The organism is Nosocomiicoccus sp. HMSC09A07, from assembly GCF_001808485.1.
GTDB classification, from domain to species: domain Bacteria; phylum Bacillota; class Bacilli; order Staphylococcales; family Salinicoccaceae; genus Nosocomiicoccus; species Nosocomiicoccus ampullae_A.
Genome location: NZ_KV793634.1, coordinates 209,153 through 225,821, shown reverse-complemented (window position 1 = coordinate 225,821; position 16,669 = coordinate 209,153). Strand labels below are relative to the sequence as shown.

Here is a 16,669-nt window from a genome sequence, read left to right as displayed (position 1 = left end):
ACAAATCCCAGCATTACAACCCGGTTTTTGTTAATTATCCCAAAATATCTAACAAAAACAAGCAAATTCTGTTAAATAAACGAAGCAAGCCACACCTTCACTCAAGTTGATGCTTTTTTCTTTTCAGATTTCATAGTAAACTATTATTAAGATGTTTGAAGGAGAAATTTGTATGAAAACTGCTTTAATTAAAATTATGATTGGTATTTTACCGACTGCTTTTTCTGCTGATGCATTAGAGCATGCTACGATAGAAGATAATAGCGATAATTCTGTTCAAATTGATAAACTAATCGAGGACTACGACGGCAACTATCCGACGATTTACAACATCGGTGAAGTGAATGTTCAAGTCGGTGATAGCTTTGATCCGCTCGCTGGTGTGTACGCAATTGATTCTAAAGATGATTTAACTTCTGACATTGAAGTATCTGGTGACGTTGATACGAATACTGAGGGTCAGTACGTATTAAATTATAAAGTAACAGCTGAAGACGGGTCATGGTATGAAAACTCTAGACTCGTTACTGTGTCACAAGAGCCGTCGACTGAACTTCCTAAGTCACCTTCAAAAAGTAAAGAAGGTCCACGCGTCACATTTAAAAACGTGAAAGACGTGACAGTTTCTCAAGGCGAGTCGTTTGATCCTAAAAAAGATATCACTGTCATCGACACAGACGGCCATGATATTACTGAAGATGTCTACATCGTTGGAGATGAAGTAAACACTGACAAGCCAGGAGAGTACTATATCGCTTATACAGTCATCGACCGCTTCGGTAAGCCGAACGCGAAAGCCATTACGGTGACTGTCGAATAAAACACTCCCGACAAAACACCACAACACAACAAATACTCAATACACAACAAAAAAGGGTGAGACGCATTTACTACGTCTCACCCTTTAAATTTATTTAAGAGCTTCTTCGATTGCTTTTGTGAAATCATCGAAGTCATCTGGTGTACGGCTCGTCACTAAGTTGTTGTCGACGATGACTGATTTGTCTTCCCAGTCTGCACCAGCGTTAATTAAGTCAGTTTTAACGTTTTTAACTGACGTTAAATTTCTGCCTTTTAATAATCCTGTGTCGATTAAAAACTGTGGTCCGTGGCAAATTGCAAACACTGGCTTATCTGCTTCTAAGAAATGTTTTGCAAATTTTGCTGGTCTATCTTCAGCGTCTCCACGTAAAACGTCTGGTGAGAATCCACCTGGTACGAGAAGTGCTGCGTAGTCTTCAGCATTTGCATCGGCTACTGAAACATCCGCTTCAAATTTTCCGCCTTGCTTACCTTCAACTACTTTACCTTCTGGTGATACGACTTCTACTTCGTATCCTGCTTCTAAAATTGTATCTTTTGGTACTGTGTACTCACTATCTTCTACTAAATCTGTCATTAATACTGCAACTTTTTTAGTCATAAAATAATTGCCTCCTAAATCGTTGTAGTACATATATAACCGAATTTACATACACTTAAACATTAAAACCATAAAAGATAAACCGTCGTGACTGTAATAATCATGGTAATAATCGATAGCGGAACTCCGACTTTAATATAATCGGTAAACTTATATCCCCCTGGCCCGTAGACGATTAAGTTTGTCTGGTAACCAATCGGTGTGATAAAACTACTGCTCGCAGCGATCGTAATCGCAATTACAAATCCAAGATAATGCGTGTTCATCATTTCCGCGACTTCAACAGCAATCGGGAACATAATTACAGCAGCAGCACTATTCGTAATCAGCTCTGTAAATATATTTGTAATCAGATAAAGTGCAGCGAGTAGCGCGAGTACTCCAATTGGTTTAGCGAACATTACGATATGCTCTGCGACAAACGTTGCGAGTCCACTATTCGTAATTGCTTTACCGACTCCAAATGCACTTCCTATTAACAGTATGACGTCAAACTGAATCGAAGTCATCGCATCTCTTGGAGATATAATTTTAAACACGAATAGTATAACGACCATAACAAGCATTGCCTTTAACATCGATAAAATACCAGCAACGACTAATCCGATCATAATACCGAGTAATAATAGAACACCAAATCCTTGACGTTTATTTTGCATAAACTTATCTGGGGGTGTTAAGTTACTCACGATATAAAAGTCATCGCTATACTTATTAACATCTAAAAACGATTCGTCCGCAAGTAATAGTAACGTATCCCCTGCTTTTAAGACGATATCTCCAACTTTTGAGTTGATACGTTTATTGTTACGGTGAATCGCGATAACCCCAGCTTGATAACGCGTTTTAAATCGCGATGTTTTTAGTGTCTTATTTAGAAGAATCGAACGGTGTGAAACTACCGCTTCAATCAGTACGGCCCCTTCAGTTTGAAGGTCTTCAAGCGTGAGTTCACTACCTGTTCTTAACTTTAACCCTTTGACGTCCTTTATATCTCCAATCGCGTCTAGCGTCGCACTAAATATAATACGGTCTCCAGCTTGAATATACGAATGGGCGTTCACTTCAGGGAGTGGTCTTTTATCCCTAATAATTTCAATGATATAAATCCCTTTTAACGCATGTTTTGTCACGTCAATAATCGAATGATTACAATACTCAAAGTCTTCACTTATCTCAGCTTCTGCTAAAAATTCTTTTGCCTCACTTTGAATTTTTTCAGTCGCAGTTAAATGCTCTGGCAGTAACTTGTAACCAACTGTCACGATATATATAAGTCCGAAAATTAAAATCACAATACCGACAGGTGCAAGCTGAAAGAAACTATACCCGTCTTTACCACTAGAGATTAACAACCCGTGGATAATTAAGTTCGTCGACGTACCAATTAACGTGAGCGTACCACCGATAATCGTAATATAAGAGAGCGGGATTAAAAACTTCGACGGACTAAAGCCACGTTTTAACGCCCAGTCTTTAACAATCGGCGTGAGTGCTAATACGATCGGTGTATTATTTAAAAATCCTGACGACACACCGACTGGCGGTAAAAGTTTTAATAATGCGCCTCTTGGCGTCGTTTTATCGCCGAGTAATTTGTAGACGACTCCTTCTATAATGCCGTGCTTTTCAATCGCACTCGCGACGACAAATAATAGTAATATCGTCATTAAACCTTCGTTACTAAAACCGCTAAGTGCGTCTTCAGTCGAAATGACATTCGTCATTAAAAATATTACTAAAAATAAAAATACGACAAAGTCAGCTCGGCTTACTTCAAACAGTAATAACGTAAGCATAACAACGACCATGCCGAGTACAAACAGCATTTCTAATGTCATAGGCATCTTCCTTAAAAAGATTGATTACTTATATGATGCCGTATTTTATAAAAAAATAAACCACTTGATAAGTTTACCAAGTGGTTTAATAACACATATGTTAATTTTTAACGAATTTGTGTTTAATATTCATCAGCACTTCATATACAATCGGTACGACGATTAACGTCAGTAACGTAGACGATACGAGTCCACCGATTACTGTAATGCCGAGTGCTCTTGAAATTAATATCGATGAATCTCCACCGAAAATAAGTGGAATTAACGCACCAATCGTTGCGAGTGCTGTCATTAGAATTGGACGGACACGTGTAGATGCTGCTTCAAGTAATGCATCTCGCGTTGAAAGTCCTCTTTCTTCCATATGAATGACTCGGTCGATTAATACGATTGCATTTGTAACTACAATACCGATCAGCATGAGTAATCCAATGAGTGCTGGTACGGATAACGTCTCACCTGAAATGAGTAATGCGATAATTACCCCAGTAATTGTAAATGGTAGACTAAATAATATTGAGAAAGGTGCAATTCCACCGTGGAATGTTAACACGAGAACGACATATACGATAAGAATCGCGGCTAACATCGAAAGGCCAAGTTGCTGAAAGCTTTCTTCAATATCATCGTTCGTTCCACCAACTTCAACTGTAACACCGTCTTCTACTTCTAGTTTATTCACTTCTTGAAGGACTTCAGATGTAACAGTACCGACGTCATTTGATAATATTTTACCGCTCACTGTCGCGTACATATCTCCGTTTAAACGTTTAATTGTATCTTGAGTATCTCCAGTTTCAATCGTAGTAAACTCACTATACTTCACGTCTTTACCGAGTGGAGATTTAATCGTATTATTTTTTAAATCGTCTTCTGTCCAGTTCTCTTTTTTATCGTGCTTTAAGATGACTTCTTGTGTTTTACCTACTTCACCGACTTCAGTCACGACTTGTTTCGGTTCGTATTGGTTTAACTCCATCGCGATTTGACCTGCAGTTAGACCAAGTTTCGCTGCCTTTTCTTGGTCAACGACGATACGATACTCTGTATACGAATCACTGACATCGGATTTGACGTTAGATAATTCTTTGTGCTCACTTAAAACAGCTTCTACTTCTTCAGATGCTGCTTTAATTTTATCGAAGTCTGTACCTTTAATTGTTACTTTGACTTCGTTAGACGCACCACCTGTTGCGACATCGATACTCGACCACGTACCTTTATGGTCAAATTGTTCGAGTTTTTCTAACACTTTTGCAGATTCTTCTTCGAAGTTCTCTGTATCAGATTTATACTCGACCATCATCGCCATATCATTCGATGCGACTGGGTTAAATGGATTATCTCCTCCAGCAGAATATTGAATGTTCGTCACGTCACTATTTTTCTTAAGTTCTTGTTCAGCCTCCTCACCATGTTTCACGACTTCTTCGATCGATTCACCTGGTGACGGTTTATATGTGAGTGCTAAGAACTTATCTTCACCTGTTGAAATAAAGCTCGTTCCAACAAATGGTGTTAACGCTAAACTTCCAACAAAAATGACAACAAGGACGATGCTCGAAATCACTTTGTGTGATAGTGTCCACTCTAAAATCTTTCTATAGCTATCTGCGATACGGTTTTTCTTATGATGTGGTTTGACTTTCACACCTTTTCTAAAGAAGAAGTGCGCAAGCATCGGTACAATCGTGATTGCAATTAAAAGTGACGCAAGTAGTGCAAATACGACTGTTAACGCGAACGGTTTAAAGATCTGACCGACTTCACCCGTAATAAATGCAAGTGGTACGAATACGACAATCGTTACAATTGTCGACGACATAATCGGGATAAACATTTGTTTTGTCGCAGCTGTAATCAGTTCACGACCCTGCAACGTTTCATCCTCTTTCGTAAGTCTTCGGTATATGTTTTCTATAACGACGATCGAGTCATCGATGACACGCCCAATTGCGACAGTCATTGCACCGAGTGTCATGATGTTAATCGAAACGTCGAGTTGTTTTAAAATAACAAATGCCATTAAAATCGACATTGGAATCGACACGACAGAAATTAACGTCGACTTAAAGTCTCTTAAGAAGAGTAAAATAACGATTACTGCAAAAGCTGCTCCGAGGAGTGCTTTTTCGAACATCGTTTTAATTGAATCTTCAATCGGCTTTGCTTGGTCCATCATTAAAACTGCGTCGATATCTTTGTTATCTTTTAAAAACGTATCGACTGCTTCTTTAATTTCATTCGCAACTGCTACTGTGTTCGCATCGTTAGATTTTACAACTTGTATCGCAAGCGAGTCTTTACCATTCGTTTTAGAGATAGAATCTCTTTCTGATACCGTATTAATTTCTGCAACGTCTTTTAATTTAACTGTTTTCAGTCCTGCATCTAACGCTTTTTGTTCCATTTCTTTTTGGAATTCTTCACGCTCAGCGTCACTCATTGCAGCAAGTTTCATTTTCGTTTCATCGTCAATTTCAGGTGCTTCAGGTTCTCCAGCTGGTATGTTTAACTCTTTTAACTCCTCTACCGTATTAAAACGACCATCGATTAAAATAGAACGGAATTCATCGTCAAACGTATATAATCCGAGCGGGAAGTTATCTGACGTTCCTGAAATAAACTGGAGGACATCTTCTTCTTTTAAATCATGCTTTTTTAATGCTGCTTCATCGAAAGAAAGCTCGACTCTTTCGATTTGTTGACCTGAAAATGACGCACTTGATACGCCTTCGACTCCTTCAAGTTCAGGTATTAAATCTTCTTCTAAACGCTGTGTTAAATCTTTAAGATCATTGTCTTTTTCGGTAAATGAATAACTGATAATTGGGAATGTATACATCGAAATCGTATCGATACTAGATGACTCCACACCGTCTGGTAAATCTAATTCATCAATCATCGTTTCGACTTCGTCAGTCGCCTTATCCATATCCGTACCGTAATCATAAATCACAGTGATTGCAGACGCATTTTGAAGCGACTGACTTTGAATATCTTCGACACCTTCCATCGATTTTACACGTGACTCTATTTTTTCTGTCACGTCATTTAATACCGTCTCTGGCGTCGCACCTGGATACGGTGTTGTGATTGTCAGCACTGGTGAGTCGATGTCCGGTAACATTTCCATCTTCATTTTTGAAGCGGAATACACACCACCAAGCGCGATGATAATCGTCATTAATACGATTGCGAGTTTGTTTTTAATCGAGAAATCTACAATTCTTTTTACCACATTTGCACCTCTTTATTTATTTCAATATGTATTTCTAATTGATAAAAAGCCAAGGGGCAGCGTTACGATATCCCTTTGGCAAATGTTAGTCTTCATTCGTCGGTATCAATTCACCTTCAACGACTGCTTTAATTGTCGGCTCTAAAAATTCGATGACGTCTCTAAACGGTATTTCTACTTTAGGTGTTCCCATCGCACCACTTCCGATTTCGTTTTGATCATAGTGGAACTGTACGACGTCTCCTTTAAAGTCAACATTCGAAAACGTCTTTGAAATATCCATCGTTCGATCTTCTAATTTTTTCGCGTCATAATACGGTGCATACGCCGGATTATCACGAATCGCCTGATCTAATCGTTTAAATAACGCCTCTCGTGATGATTGACCGATGTTAAACAAGTTGTCGCTTATAACCGCTTCACCACTCGCGGTATTCACTACAAGTACACCGTGAATCGAGTATTCCGTATCTTTAGAAAGCTTAACAACTCTCGTAATGTTAAACATGTAAATATCGCCTCTAACATCATGTGCGTTAAAAACAATCTTTAACGATGAATCCATATGCTCATCATCATCTTTAACAATATCTATGAAATCTTCGAACTCCTTATTACGTGCACCTTCGATCTTTTTATCGACACGTTCCACACCAAAATGTGGGTAGTGAATTTCAACGTTATAATCATTCGCAACAAATTTCATATTATCAAAATCTTGATTATTTGGATGTTCTTTATATACAACACCATGCTTTAACTTAATCGGCTCATTCGTAGCCGAACATCCAACGAGAATAAAAGCAAAAATCATGAACAGTGAAAAGAGGCCAAAACGCTTCATATAAATGCCTCCAATGTAAACTATATTCATTACTTTTATTTTAACATAACGAAGAAGTCATTGAGTATTTAAAGCCCTTGAAACAAGTACGAGTTTAATTTATTTTTCTCTTATATTATAATTATTGATAACCTTAAGATGAGTTAGGAGTTTAAAATGAATACATTAACTTACATCATGGATTGTTTAGGGAACGAAAAGAGAACCTTAACTACCCTAAAAAGTATCCTAAAACAAACGGAGCAAAATTTTAATATTTCATTTATTATTTCTAAATCTGACGAAATAATTAAAGACTTAATAACTGAAAAACTAAATCATTTAAATATTAATTATAATTTCATAGAGGTCGATTCAACTTTAAGTTTTATTGAAAAAAGGAATATCGCATTAAAACATATTTCATCTGATTATTTTATGTTCATAGATGCTGGCGATATATTACCGTCTTATACGACTGGTTTTTATTTAGACAAAATTAAAAAACACGATATTGTTTTTTCTGAATTATTTTCAAAAACATATTCAATTCCACAATACATCGATAAAAACTTATTGAAATCAAATAAAAACTTATTAAAAAATAACAATATCGATGTAGAAAGAAGAAGTACTTCGACAAACATTATTTTTAAAACTTCGATTATAAAAGACAACGAAATAAGTTTTAATACCGATATTGGAACATATGCAGAATGGGCTTTTGTCATTGATGCACTTTATAAATCAAAAAGTCCTGTTTATTATTATAATTTCCCATTATATTATCGTGATGAAAATAATGAATCACTCGATATTTTAATATATGCTGAAAATGACTTCGATGATGAGTTTAGATCATATGTTAAAAACTTTATTCGTTATATAGACAAGTCACACAATGAAAATGTTCGTCAATTTATGATTAATGATTTAAAAGAAAAAATCGAAACAGAGTTCGATCCTCATCATCCTCAAATTGATGAACGATACAAGAATAATAAAGATGTGTTAGAACTTGCTGCGAAGTTTTTAAATAAAGATATATTTAATAAAAATAAACCTTTCTTTAATATAGAGATGTATGCATTAATGCGAGGAAGTACCGGTTTTGCAAATCGTATTAATGATTTTAGATATAAATCAAGATTACTTAGACATGTATTAACAGGCCATAAGACTAAAAACCGTTCCAAATATGAACTGACTAATAAGTATACTAAAGTCGATCCTCAAACAATTGTTTTTGAATCATTTGGAGGTCAAGCATATAGTGATAGTCCGAAGGCTATATACGAGTATATGGCAAAAGCTTATCCTCAATATAATTATAAGTGGATTCTACGTAAACCGAATTCGACATACGTACCAAAGCCAGCAGAAAAAATTAAAAGATCCTCTAAAAAATATTACGAAGCATATTCAAAAGCTGGATTCTGGGTGAGCAATGCTAGAACACCGCTTCATTTATACAAAAAAGAGAATCAAACTTATATTCAAACTTGGCATGGAACACCATTAAAACGACTTGGTAATGATATGGCAGAGGTAAAAATGCCTGGAACAAATACTGAAAAATATAAACGTAACTTTAGAAACGAAACTAAAAGATGGGACGTTCTTATCTCACCAAATGCGTATTCTACAGAGATTTTTCAATCTGCATTTTGGATGGATTCTAAAGACATACTAGAAATTGGATATCCTAGGAATGATGTTCTCGTTAATAAACAAAATGATCAGAAATATATTGAAAAAATCAAAAGAGATTTAAACATACCGAACGACAAGAAAGTAATATTATATGCACCGACTTGGCGCGATGATGAGTATATACAAAAAGGTAAATATCAATTCGAATTAAAAATTAATCTTCCTAAAATGTATGAAGAAATCGGCGACGATTATGTCATTCTATTAAGAATGCACTATCTCATTGCGAACCAAATCGATATTAAAGGGTACGAAGATTTTGCAATAGACGTTTCAAACTATAATAATGTTTCTAACTTATATTTAATTAGTGATTGTTTAGTTACAGATTACTCTTCCGTAATGTTTGATTATGGGATTTTAAAAAGACCTCAAATCTTCTTTGCCTATGACTTAGAAAAATATGAGGGAGAATTAAGAGGATTTTACCTAGATTACATGAAAGACCTACCAGGTCCTATCACAACAAAAGCTGACGATTTAATTGAACAGCTTAAAAATATTGATTATATTAAAAATGAATATGAAGATAATCTCAATAAATTTTATGATAGATTTTGTTCTAAAGAACAAGGAAATGCTGCAAAAATCATTGGAGATATGATTCATAATGAAATACAAAAAAGTTTGACATAATTTTAAAAAAGCTTCTCTAGAAATAGAGAAGCTTTTAAATTATTCAATTACTTTAACAAACTCTTTATTTGCTGTGATATAATAATTGTCTTTTGTAACTAGACGAGGTGTGTTACTACTCGTATATTCAATTTTCTTTATTTCTAAAAACGATCCCGGCCATAAAGTCTTAATTGGACGACTTTTAAAAGTGATTTCTTTATAAAGATTACACTTTTGACGAATCCGAACTTTTTGTGGAACGTCAATAATATAGCTGTCTTTTAAGTTAGGATTCAGTGGATTTATATTTTTAAAATTTGCCTCAATAATATCATCATTTTTTAAAATAAAGCGTGCATTACCTAGCCTATCTCTTACAAAATCTTTAACTTTCATAACAGTACCTTTAGGTATCTTTTCTGTTTCTAATTCATCGCTAATAATAGTCTTATATTTTGATATTTCCTTTAACGTAATAACATTTTTAGCAAAGTTCTTAATATAATTTAAGTACGTTAACTCTGGTTTATAGTAATAATCATCAAATTCATGATCAATGAACTCGGCCTTAAAACTTTGTCTATTTAAGCGACTTTGATTTACAGCTGATGGATAAGATGCATTTACAATAAACGGTTTGTAGTCATCATAAATGATTATGATATTAAAGTTATTACTATCGAATTCAAGGTCCTCTGTTTTGATGTATATTACGTTATCATGAATTCTATATTCTATTTCTCTCTCATTTATTTCGTTCTTCATTTCAGTTAATAAAACTTTAATTATCTTATCAATCTTTTTTGAATAAACTGTTATCGTCTCAAAAATCTCACCATCTATCTCTCTAGCACCTGTATATACTGCAAACATCTCTTCAGTGATAGGATAAAATTCTGTTAATTTTTCAGGCAATATAAAATGAACTATATCATCTTTAATATATTTCCGTGCTTTTTCTCCACGAGTTAGCATATGAACATACTCATGAAGATCATCGTGTCTTTTTTCGAGAATAAGTTGTAGAATATTTTTTAATTTTTTATTAGTTACAAACTCATCTACTGCTAAATCATATTTCTCTAATACCCTTAACATTTCATAAAACACATCATAAAATGGTTGTTTGTTATCTGCTCTTAGGAACCTTACTCTGTTAAACAATCGTGCTAAATAATCAACTTCGATTATTCTATTTATCGCCTGATATTTAGCTCTTGACGGTATATCTAGTTTTATTACCTCTTCTAACACTGCTAAGTTCAAGATACTTTTCTCAATTATAGAAGTTTGACCGACTAAAGATTCATTACCTTCATATCGATTAACATGATATACAGGAGCTGGATTCATCGATGCAGTTTCACTAAGTGCTATCGCCTCAATAAAAAATAATTTATCCTCACCAAATTTTAAATTTTTGAATTCAATGTTGTTATCTATAATAATTGAACGTTTAAAGAGCTTACCAGGAGGACCAACAGCTCTATAAATTTTGTTAATATCATACGGAATTATATTGTTCTCTTTTTTATATGAGGTAAATCTACCAAGTTTAGTCACAATTTTTTCGGTGTGTTTAATTGCATGGCCAAATACAAAATCAGAATTATTCTCAAGGGCCTGCTGTAAAATTTCAGGAATGCCTCGGCTATCTAACCAGTCATCAGCATCTAATAATACAATATATTTCCCTTGTGCCTCCTTAATACCAACATTCCTGGGTTTTGATGGACTTCCAGAATTAGTTTCTAATTCAATTACATTAAAAAAGTCATATTTATCTGCGAATATATTAACAATTTCCATTGATTTGTCAGTTGATTTATCATCAACAACTATCGCCTCTATTCTAGAGTGATCAATATCTAATTCAACAACTGATTTTAAACACTGCTCTAAAGCCGGTTCTTTATTATATACAGGTATAATAATCGATAAATCCTTCACAGACTATACCTCCGAATTTTCTTTTGTATATTTTGAGTTAACCCACACTTCCTGATTATCAACAGTAGCTTTATACCACGTGTTTCGTCCTATAAACCACGTTTCTTCTACGTTTATTGTTTCGTTCTCCATATCTGCTAAATCTTTAAATACAAATTGCTTTCTACCACCCCACGGGGCGTCGTATGCTGATCCCTTACCATTTAACTTGAACGTTTTTTTATCATTATCAACAAACGTCGTGACGTGTGTTTGTAAATCCGCTTCTTTCATCCAACCTACTAAGCCTTCTTCTCCACTAGGCTTCGTACTTATTAGATAAAACTTCTCAAACCTAAATGATGCTGAACGTTTTACATAATAGACTTTATTTTTCAGTTCATCAGAAGATTTATAGCTATCTTGTTTGTTAGGGGCCTCATACACATAAGACTTTCCACCGCGTATATGCGCAAGACGACTTTCTAAATGAACTTCATAGTTATCGTTTTCTTCTATAAATTCATCTGTTGTCGAATAAACGAAAGTTTCATCTGACTTTGAAATCGTATTTGTCTGAACAGGTGTTGCTAAAACATTTGTACGGTACTCATCACGTTCTTTTTTTGACATCTTTTGCCATTTATTTAAAAAGTTTTCATACATTCCGAGCACTTCGTTGACTTCTCCATATGCTTTCACTCTACCGAACTCTAGCCATAAAATTTTATCGCAAAACTGTTTCATTTGGCCGAGGGAGTGTGAAACGAAGATCATCGTTTTACCTTGCTCTTTAAATTCTTTCATTTTTTGTAAACTTTTCTCTGCGAATGCTTTGTCTCCGACTGACAGTGCCTCGTCGATAATAAGTACATCTGGGTCAACACTTACTGAAATCGCAAATCCAAGTCTAGATTTCATCCCACTTGAATACGACTTAACGGGTTGATCTATAAACTCACCAAGTTCTGAGAATTCTATTATTTCTGGTTCTAATTCTTTAATTTCTTGTTTACTAAATCCGAGCATTAAGCACTTTAACTCGATATTTTCTCTTCCGTTTAAATTATTATTTAAGCCAGCAGCCACAGCAATTAACGCAACTTCGCCTCTCGTTTGGACCTCTCCAGTTGTTTCAGGTACGATACCTGCAATAATATTGGAAAGCGTTGACTTACCAGAACCGTTTGTCCCGATAAATCCAATGACGTCTCCTTCATATGCAGTAAAGTTAACTTGATCGAGTGCATAGAAGTTTTTACCAAATTTTTCACTATTAAAAAGGCTTAAAAACTTCTCTTTTGAATCGTCAAATAATTTATATCGCTTCGTTAAGTTTTTTACCTCTATAACTTTTTCCATAATATTCAACCTCTATAAATAATCAATAAAGTTTCTTCTAAATTTCATGTGTAATACTGCGCCGATAAGTAGAAGAACTAAAACTAGTCCCCAGAAATATAAGCCATATTGCCATTGATCGATAATATACCAACCTCTACCTAAAAATGCATAACGATATCCTTCTACGACATAAACAAGCGGGTTAAATTTTAATATTGCTTGAACTTTCGGAAAATCATCTAATATTGTGAGTGGCCATAATACACCAGAAACATAAAGTCCCATTCTTAAAATCGAGTTTAAGAAAAGGTGAACGTCTCTTACGATTGTCGATAAGGTCGACATAATTAAACCAAACGCAAATGTAATTGCATATAAGCATATTAAAAAATAGAAAAACTGGACGATGTAGATCGTCACTGGATATCCCGAAAATTGGTAGATGAAAAATGCGATAACAATCATACCTAAGTGAATATAGAGTCTTGAGAATATCGGTATATTCGGTATCACACTCATCGGGAAGTTCATTTTTGATAACATTCTAAGTCGTGAATATATAGATTTAGAAGCTTGAATTGATGCTTGATAGAAAAATATCCAAACTAAAAAACCTACGATTAACCAAAGTAAAAATGGAACTTCTTCACCATTGACTTCAACTGGCGCTCTATTTCTCAGTGTTCCAAATACAAACCAGTAAATAAGTATTTGTGTGAGCGGGTTTAATAACTCCCATAACATGCCTAAATAGTTGTTTTTATTGTTACTTTTTAGCTCGTATAGTGAGAGTCGTCGAGCTAGATAAAAATATTCAATTTGTTCTTGTATTAATTTAAACAAAGATTTCATTTTAATTCCTTTCAAATCTTTATTTTATGACGTGTTCTAACACACGTTTAGATGCTTGCCCATCTTCTAAACTACAATACGTATTTCTAAATATCTGACGTTTATTATAATATGGATCATCTTCGTTTAACACCGCTTCAATAATTGAATCAGTATCAAATAATAGTGGTCCAGGTGCATCTTCTTCAAAATCAAAATAAAAACCGCGTAACGTATCTCTATAGCTTTCTAAATCATATGTAAAGAATACTATTGGACGGTTTAATATTGCATAATCAAAAAAGACAGATGAATAATCTGTAATCAACGTATCAGATACTAAATATAAATCTCTAATATCTTCATATGTTGAAAAATCTTGTACAAATCCATCATATTGAGTTACATCAATATTTTCAGAGATTAAGTAATGCATTCTGAGTAAGATTATATAATCATCACCAAGCTCTTTTCTCATCTTTTCTAAATCAAGTTTGATGTCGAACTTATAACGCCCACGTGCGTAATATTCATTATCTCTCCAAGTTGGCGCATAAAGAATTACTTTTTTTCCACGTGGTATGCCAAGGTCCACTTTCAGGCGATGAATATATTCCTCATTATTGTTGTTGACTAAATGATCATTTCTTGGATAGCCAGTTTCTAACATCGTCTTATTAAATTTAAACGCACGTCTAAAGATTTCTGATGAATACGTATTTGGAGACACTAAAAAATCCCATTTTTTAGATTCAGTTGTAAAGTTCTTTTTATACTTTTCAGTGTCAGTACCTGGCATATGAACCTCATCCATATCGAGCGCTAATTTTTTTAATGGTGTTCCATGCCACGTTTGTAGATAAGTTGTCTTTTTTGGTTTAGGTATCCATAAAGGAAGCCTACTATTAGAAACCCAAAGATTTGCTGTGTTCATTGCAATCAACCATTTAACAGAAAATCTTTTATAGTATGGTACTCCTTTTTCTTCGAATAGTTTTACGTAACGTTTATCTACACTCCAAATCAGTTCATATTCACTTGGGTAATGCTCTAACAAGTATTCGTATAATGCTCTAGGGTTATCGCTATATTGCTTACCTAGAAAACTCTCGAATATAATACGATTCTTTTTCTTTGGTAATATCTTTCCTGCGATAGAGAATACAATTTTATATACATATAATAGAATAGCTTTTACGAATTTCATAACAACCTAACTTTCTTCATATCTTAAACAATTATAATATATAGTCTATATTATACCTAAGATTAGAACTAGAAAACCAATTTCTGTATAATAAATTATCGCATTAACACTTATAATGGTATAAACTAAAATATAATATGAATCAAAAAGGTGAATTGTTATGAAAAAAGTAATTACTTATGGAACATTCGATTTATTACATGTCGGCCATATAAACATTTTAAAACGTGCTAAGGATCTTGGTGATTACTTAGTCGTTGCTGTATCAACAGATGAATTTAACAGCTTAAAACATAAAGAAGCATATCACTCATATGAAGATCGTAAATTGATTTTAGAAGCGATTAAATATGTCGATGAAGTGATTCCAGAAAACACTTGGGATCAAAAACGTGAAGATGTTAAAAATCACAACATTGACACATTCGTAATGGGTCATGACTGGGAAGGTGAGTTTGACTTCTTGAAAGACTTATGTGAAGTTGTGTATCTGCCTAGAACAGAAGGGATTTCTACGACTAAAATTAAGAGAGATTTAAATAATAATGATTAAAGAAATTATGTTACGTGTGTACAATTTTTTTGTCTCACGTTTCTTTTTATTGATGCGCGTATTACCATTAAAAAATTCTGTCGTGATTTTAACTTCTTTTGGCGATAATATCGATTATATTATCCGTCATCCGAAGATGCGTCTCTACAATGAAGTTAATATTTTTTCATCGCGCCAGTATGATTTTAAAACGTTTGATAACGTTAAAGTGTATACACATAGTAGTTTAAGCGTAAAAGAATTATATGAAATTGGTCGTGCAAAAAATATTATTGTCGATAATCATTTCCCTGTAATTGGTGGTATGTCTACATTAAAACCTTATGTTAAAGTATTTCAAACGTGGCATGCGGTTGGTGCTGTAAAGGCGTTTGGGTTAATGGATGAGTCATTTAAACACCGTCCAGACTGTGCAAAAACTCGGTTTAAAAAAACGTATCAAAATGTGGATTATTATGTCGCTGGATCTAAACGTATGGCAGATATTTTTAAACAGACGTTTTCTATTGAAGATAAAAAAATCATAAAAGCAGCGATGCCACGTCTTGATTTTTATAGAGAACAGTCGAATATTCAATCGACTCGAGATAATGTTCGAAGTCGCTTAAATTTAGACGACGAAGTTATCGTTGTAACGTATGCGCCGACGTATAGAGAAAATCAGTTTAATATTTCTGATATACCACTCGACATCTCTAAAATGAGTCAACAGTTGCCAAGCAATTATAGAATCGCGTTAAGACTACACCCTACTGTTCAGTTAGACACTGATATTAAGGGTGTCATTGATCTAAATGACGGATTTTCGTTAGAAGAAGTGTTAAGTGTGACTGATATTTTAATTACAGACTACTCTTCTGTCGGCTTTGAATTTGCGAACCTTATGCGCCCAGTTATCTATTATCCTTATGATTTAGATGAGTATAAGAATACAAAAGGTTTAATAGATGATTATGAATCTCTCGTCACGACAAATATCGCATATAGCACAGATGAAATTCTTGAAATGATTAAAAATGATGACTTCTCTGCGGAAGAAATACGTCAATTTAAAGATCTTTGGAATGATTATAACAACCAAAATAATACAAATACTCTTTTATCAATGCTACAATAAAGGTTATTATATTATTTTGAAGTTCGGAG

The 16,669-nt window shown here is 34.2% G+C and carries 11 protein-coding genes and 1 pseudogene; 4 read left to right on the top strand and 8 right to left on the bottom strand.

Annotated elements, in window-relative coordinates; translation table 11 throughout:
* The first annotated feature begins 172 nt into the window (after positions 1–172).
* Positions 173–820 (top strand): immunoglobulin-like domain-containing protein, encoded by a 648-nt coding sequence (locus HMPREF3177_RS05400; RefSeq protein ID WP_068127983.1) that lies wholly within the window; start codon positions 173–175, stop codon positions 818–820.
* A 90-nt stretch (positions 821–910) separates the two neighbouring features.
* Here HMPREF3177_RS05400 and HMPREF3177_RS05395 read toward each other — a convergent pair whose 3' ends face one another.
* The 4 genes from HMPREF3177_RS05395 to HMPREF3177_RS05380 all read right to left on the bottom strand — a co-directional run bounded on the left by HMPREF3177_RS05395 (position 911) and on the right by HMPREF3177_RS05380 (position 7,349).
* Positions 911–1,423 carry a type 1 glutamine amidotransferase domain-containing protein gene (locus HMPREF3177_RS05395; protein WP_068127980.1) on the bottom strand — a complete coding sequence of 171 codons (513 nt, stop codon included), beginning with the start codon at positions 1,421–1,423 and terminating at the stop codon, positions 911–913.
* A 62-nt stretch (positions 1,424–1,485) separates the two neighbouring features.
* On the bottom strand, positions 1,486–3,264 hold the full coding sequence (locus tag HMPREF3177_RS05390) for an SLC13 family permease (RefSeq protein WP_070457518.1): 1,779 nt from the start codon (positions 3,262–3,264) through the stop codon (positions 1,486–1,488).
* 100 nt (positions 3,265–3,364) lie between these two features.
* Entirely contained in the window at positions 3,365–6,505 is a 3,141-nt protein-coding gene (locus HMPREF3177_RS05385) for an efflux RND transporter permease subunit (protein ID WP_070457516.1), read from the bottom strand.
* An 85-nt stretch (positions 6,506–6,590) separates the two neighbouring features.
* On the bottom strand, positions 6,591–7,349 hold the full coding sequence (locus tag HMPREF3177_RS05380) for an RsiV family protein (RefSeq protein WP_070457514.1): 759 nt from the start codon (positions 7,347–7,349) through the stop codon (positions 6,591–6,593).
* Positions 7,350–7,505: 156 nt separating this feature from the next.
* Here HMPREF3177_RS05380 and HMPREF3177_RS08405 point away from each other — a divergent pair, with 156 nt between their 5' ends.
* Complete coding sequence (locus HMPREF3177_RS08405) at positions 7,506–9,677, top strand: bifunctional glycosyltransferase family 2 protein/CDP-glycerol:glycerophosphate glycerophosphotransferase (protein ID WP_083286882.1); 2,172 nt, start codon at positions 7,506–7,508, stop codon at positions 9,675–9,677.
* A gap of 39 nt (positions 9,678–9,716) precedes the next feature.
* On the opposite strand, the gene HMPREF3177_RS05370 is transcribed toward HMPREF3177_RS08405, so the two are convergent.
* The 4 genes and pseudogenes from HMPREF3177_RS05370 to HMPREF3177_RS05355 form a co-directional block, all read right to left on the bottom strand.
* Complete coding sequence (locus HMPREF3177_RS05370) at positions 9,717–11,609, bottom strand: glycosyltransferase (RefSeq protein ID WP_070457512.1); 1,893 nt, start codon at positions 11,607–11,609, stop codon at positions 9,717–9,719.
* A 3-nt stretch (positions 11,610–11,612) separates the two neighbouring features.
* Positions 11,613–12,950: a teichoic acids export ABC transporter ATP-binding subunit TagH gene (tagH, locus tag HMPREF3177_RS08725; protein ID WP_070457510.1), complete on the bottom strand. Its 1,338-nt coding sequence runs from the start codon at positions 12,948–12,950 to the stop codon at positions 11,613–11,615.
* 12 nt (positions 12,951–12,962) lie between these two features.
* Positions 12,963–13,784: an ABC transporter permease gene (locus HMPREF3177_RS05360; protein ID WP_070457507.1), complete on the bottom strand. Its 822-nt coding sequence runs from the start codon at positions 13,782–13,784 to the stop codon at positions 12,963–12,965.
* Positions 13,785–13,803: 19 nt separating this feature from the next.
* Positions 13,804–14,973 (bottom strand): annotated as a pseudogene (locus HMPREF3177_RS05355) (CDP-glycerol glycerophosphotransferase family protein); the annotation flags it as partial.
* Positions 14,974–15,130: 157 nt separating this feature from the next.
* On the opposite strand from HMPREF3177_RS05355, the gene tagD reads away from it, so the two are divergent.
* Both tagD and HMPREF3177_RS05345 read left to right on the top strand, forming a co-directional pair.
* Positions 15,131–15,523, top strand: a complete 393-nt coding sequence (gene tagD, locus HMPREF3177_RS05350; protein WP_070457503.1) for a glycerol-3-phosphate cytidylyltransferase — start codon at positions 15,131–15,133, stop codon at positions 15,521–15,523.
* Positions 15,516–16,640 carry a CDP-glycerol glycerophosphotransferase family protein gene (locus tag HMPREF3177_RS05345; RefSeq protein ID WP_070457501.1) on the top strand — a complete coding sequence of 375 codons (1,125 nt, stop codon included), beginning with the start codon at positions 15,516–15,518 and terminating at the stop codon, positions 16,638–16,640. The genes tagD and HMPREF3177_RS05345 overlap by 8 nt, the downstream gene beginning before the upstream one ends.
* The last annotated feature ends 29 nt before the right edge of the window (positions 16,641–16,669 follow it).